Annotated in this window: 5 protein-coding genes and 1 pseudogene; 3 read left to right on the top strand and 3 right to left on the bottom strand. The window is 44.9% G+C overall.

Annotation, left to right across the window (positions count from 1 at the left end):
- Positions 1 to 223, top strand: a pseudogene (locus tag AC1DWN_RS29830) (asparagine synthase (glutamine-hydrolyzing)); the annotation flags it as partial.
- Between the two features lie 178 nt (positions 224 to 401).
- Here the strand turns inward: AC1DWN_RS29830 and rdgB are convergent.
- The 3 genes from rdgB to AC1DWN_RS29815 all read right to left on the bottom strand — a co-directional run bounded on the left by rdgB (position 402) and on the right by AC1DWN_RS29815 (position 3,011).
- Complete coding sequence (gene rdgB / locus AC1DWN_RS29825; RefSeq protein WP_477562491.1) at positions 402 to 1,058, bottom strand: RdgB/HAM1 family non-canonical purine NTP pyrophosphatase; 657 nt, start codon at positions 1,056 to 1,058, stop codon at positions 402 to 404.
- Positions 1,059 to 1,063: 5 nt separating this feature from the next.
- Positions 1,064 to 1,801 (bottom strand): ribonuclease PH, encoded by a 738-nt coding sequence (gene rph, locus AC1DWN_RS29820; RefSeq protein WP_477562490.1) that lies wholly within the window; start codon positions 1,799 to 1,801, stop codon positions 1,064 to 1,066.
- Between the two features lie 154 nt (positions 1,802 to 1,955).
- Positions 1,956 to 3,011, bottom strand: coding sequence for a GerMN domain-containing protein (locus AC1DWN_RS29815; protein ID WP_477562489.1), 1,056 nt, complete (start codon positions 3,009 to 3,011; stop codon positions 1,956 to 1,958).
- Between the two features lie 131 nt (positions 3,012 to 3,142).
- Between AC1DWN_RS29815 and AC1DWN_RS29810 the strand changes: the two genes are divergently transcribed.
- Positions 3,143 to 3,682, top strand: a complete 540-nt coding sequence (locus AC1DWN_RS29810) for a phosphatidylglycerophosphatase A family protein (RefSeq protein ID WP_477562488.1) — start codon at positions 3,143 to 3,145, stop codon at positions 3,680 to 3,682.
- Between the two features lie 98 nt (positions 3,683 to 3,780).
- On the top strand, positions 3,781 to 3,893 hold a 113-nt coding region (locus AC1DWN_RS29805), incomplete at its 3' end, for an AIM24 family protein (RefSeq protein ID WP_477562492.1).

The raw sequence follows: 3,893 nt of genomic DNA, 5'->3' as shown, positions 1-3,893 counted from the left end.
CTATTTAATCGCGGTCAAAACCTTGCTGCTCGACGTCTTGAATGATCCGTCCTCTCCTCTCCTCCCGCTTATTAATGTGCAGAAGGTCAGAGCGCTGGCTGAATCAGACTCAGCGAAGTCGAATATCCCTTGGTTTGGTCAGCTGATGTCCGGCCCTCAGCTTTTCGCATATTTGTACCAGGTTAATTTATGGCTCAAACATTATAATGTTGTCATAGGTTAAGTGGAAACGGCTGCTGCCGCTTTCTATGTCTAAACAATATGTGATTATATAGCGGATATATATAAGATCATTCATTATTAAAAACCTGTAAATTATTTTCCATCAAAAAAAATCCCGCATGCATTTTGCCACCAAGGCATTACACATGCGGGATTTTTCCTACTCTAAACGCTTATGTTTATGTGAGCATGGGCATAAGTAATTTCAGCGCTTCACCACGGTGGCTGATTTGCTGTTTCTCTTCCTTAGTAAGCTCAGCCATTCCTCGCTCAAGACTTGGCAGCCAGAACAACGGGTCGTAGCCAAAACCGCCCGATCCATGCGGAAGATCTGTAATGAAGCCGTCCACAGTCCCTTCTGTTTCCAGAAATGTTCCACTCGCTGGATCATACAGGGCAAGCGCACAAACAAACTGCGCTTTGCTAAGTATTTGCGAGCCGTCAGGTAGATGAGACATCCCATCATTAACTTGATTCTCTTGGAGGAGCTGAAGCTCCTTTATAAGCTTCTCATTATTGTCGCTATCCGTAGCTTCTTCGCCAGCATAACGAGCGGAATAAACACCCGGTTCTCCATTTAGCGCAGCTACCCTAAGACCTGAATCATCGGCCAGTACAGGTATGCCCAGCGCATCTCCAGTTGTCTTTGCTTTGATACGCGCGTTTTCTGCGAATGTCACGCCGTCTTCGATAATTTCCGGAATTTGCGGATAGTCGATTAAACTTCTCGTCGTTTTGCCAAGCTTAAGCAGCGCATGGGTAAATTCCTTTACCTTGCCTTGATTTGTAGTCGCAATAACGATTACATCTTCCGATAAAATAGAATGATTCGTCATAAAGACTAACCTCCGATTTGATCTGCCAATGGTCCGAGCACTTCACGTTGCTTGCTGATCAGCTCTGTGATTCCCTCTTCCCCTAACGCAAGCAGTTGATTAAGTTCATCACGTGAGAAAGGCGCTTCTTCGCCTGTACCCTGCACTTCGACAAACTTGCCGCTGCCAGTCATAACCACATTCATATCGACCTTCGCTTTGGAGTCCTCATCATAATTAAGATCAAGCAAAGCTCTCTCCCCAATAACGCCTACACTAACCGATGCTAGGAAATCAGTAATCGGGTATTTGGTGAATTTAGCTGTTTTTGATATCTTATTAACGGCTATTGTAAGGGCGATAAATGCCCCTGTAATAGAAGTAGTCCGTGTTCCTCCATCGGCTTGAATTACGTCACAATCCAGCGTAATAGTACGTTCTCCGAGCGCCTGCAAATCAACTACCGAACGAAGAGCGCGTCCGATTAGACGTTGAATCTCCATCGTTCTACCCGTCAGCTTGCCTTTTGCTGCTTCGCGAATATTACGCGTATGTGTTGCGCGAGGTAGCATTGCGTATTCTGCATTTATCCAGCCCTTACCCTGGCCCTTCATGAAAGGCGGTACGCGCTCTTCCACACTAGCGGTGCACAAAACCTTTGTATCACCTACCTCGATAAGAACAGAACCTTCCGCATACTTATTCACGCCTGTTGTTATTGTTACCGGCCGAAGCTGGTTCGTTTGCCGTCCGTCTTTCCGCATGCTTTGTATGCCTCCTGAATAATTCGATATTCGATTTGAATCTACTTTGTAATCTTTCCTATTTTACCAAAGTACCATACGAAATGCATCTGCTCCCCCGAAATAAAAAAGGAGAGACGATTGTCTCCCCTTTTACATCTGATTAATTATGCATTTATGATTTTATCGCGTTAACATAACTTGGACGGCCTACTGGCTCGCTGTAGGACTTATCTTTGTCATCCGTAACATTCGCTTCCCCGTTAACACGGATTTGAACGGTGTCTGCTCCTGAAGTTTCGGTGATGGATAAGACGAGCGCTTGCAGCATCTCAGCTGGCAGCTTTTGCCCTTCTTGGTAAGCATCATCCTGCAAGTCAACTGTTACGACTTCATCCTTCTGCTCGATGCTCTTCACCGTAACATCCGGCAAAATAACGCCCGTTAATTCTTTCTTATTAAGCGGGCCTACGATTAGCTGCTCTACTGCTGCTTGAGTCATTGATTCTTCCGAACGAGCAACAAGCCGTGTGACTGGTACATAATACTGCTCATCTTTAGCAGTTTGTGCTGAGAAATACAAAGTAACTGGCGTAGATTGTGAGTAATTGACCCCTTCAGCAGCCTCGATATTAATGCCTACTGATCGGGTAAGCTTCTCATCGAGCGGAAAACCATCAACTGGCATTTCCATTAATCTCGCACCCTCATGCCAAATTTCAACGCCTTCAATGCCTGTCATTGCAGTCAGTGTCCATGTGATAGCTTCAACAATCTTACGCTCGTCCTGCACAAGATAATCGTTAAAAGACTCTGAAAAGTCAACAATAGCAACCTTCTGCTCTTTATCGTATTTGTAAGACTTAATTTGTGTGCCTTGTGGAAGGAGAGCACGGAAGCCCTCTGGAATTTGATCCGCATAAGTACCGTTCTCTACCATCATCTCCAATGCCTTCTGACCCGGTTCCTCAGTAGGTCCAATCGTTGTTGGTATCGATATAGGCGCCAAATATCCATTACGATCCTGCAAATATACAGTTAATTGATTGCCTTGGTTTCCTTTGACAGCCTGTCCGGTTACACTACCGTCTACCCCATTTTTAATCTCAACCTGCGGCGGGTCAATTGCCTTGTTAGTATTTTGCGAAAAAATTCCACATCCTGCCGTCAGGATGGGGAGCACTAATACACCAGTAATAGCAGTATGGCGAATCCATCTTTTTTGAATCATGTTAACCTTTCCTCCCTAATCATTTTTTGCCTGCCGGCTTTGTACAACTCATTATTTGTAGTACTATGTATACGAGCCCTTCCCCAATTTAGACCAGTTTTGTCCATAAAATAATAAGGAGGAACAGAAAGATGTCCAATCCTKAAATTTACAGCCTTAACAGCCGCAAAGTTGCCGAGGCGACCGATGAATGGCTCACCAAACGCGGGGTAACGAAAATGGCGATTGCTGAGCTCGTTCACTTTTTGCAAAAAGACTATTTCCCCGCATTAACGCCAGAGGATTGTATCGTGCACGTCGATGCCGTTCTATCGAAGCGCGAGGTACAAAATGCGGTACTAACAGGCATACAGCTCGATATTCTTGCAGAAGAAGGCAAGCTGATAGCTCCACTTCAGGATATGATTAAGCATGATGAAAGCTTGTACGGCTGCGATGAAATTTTGGCGTTGTCTATAGTAAATGTGTACGGAAGCATCGGTTTTACTAACTTTGGTTATATCGATAAGCTGAAGCCAGGCATTTTGGTGAAATTAAATGACAAAAGCGATGGCGATGTACATACGTTTCTAGATGATATCGTGGGTGCGATTGCCGCATCAGCTGCTAGCCGAATCGCACATCGTATGCAAGCAGAACGTGAGGGCGTCACTCAGCCTCCACTCGATTAGACAAAGCTCAAGCTTTCGATGTTGGATTTGCTAACGCAAACCTAAGCTAATGCTTTCGATGTTGGATTTGCTAACGCAAACCTGAAGGAGGATAAGCTATGAATTATGAAATTTTATATAAAGGCGCATTTGCCATGTTGAAGGTGAAACTTAACCCTGGCGAGAATGTCAAGGCTGAGATGGGTGCGATGGTCTCGATGTCGCCTAGCAT

It is taken from the genome of Paenibacillus sp. P4_A7, assembly GCF_056402455.1.
Note: the sequence above shows the minus strand (reverse complement) of the source record. Positions and strands in the feature narration are given on the sequence as shown.

Coding starts and splice junctions, on each gene's coding strand:
- rdgB (WP_477562491.1), bottom strand. CDS start 1,058: ATGACGAATCATTCTATTTTATCGGAAGATGTAATCGTTATTGCGACT.
- rph (WP_477562490.1), bottom strand. CDS start 1,801: ATGCGGAAAGACGGACGGCAAACGAACCAGCTTCGGCCGGTAACAATA.
- AC1DWN_RS29815 (WP_477562489.1), bottom strand. CDS start 3,011: ATGATTCAAAAAAGATGGATTCGCCATACTGCTATTACTGGTGTATTA.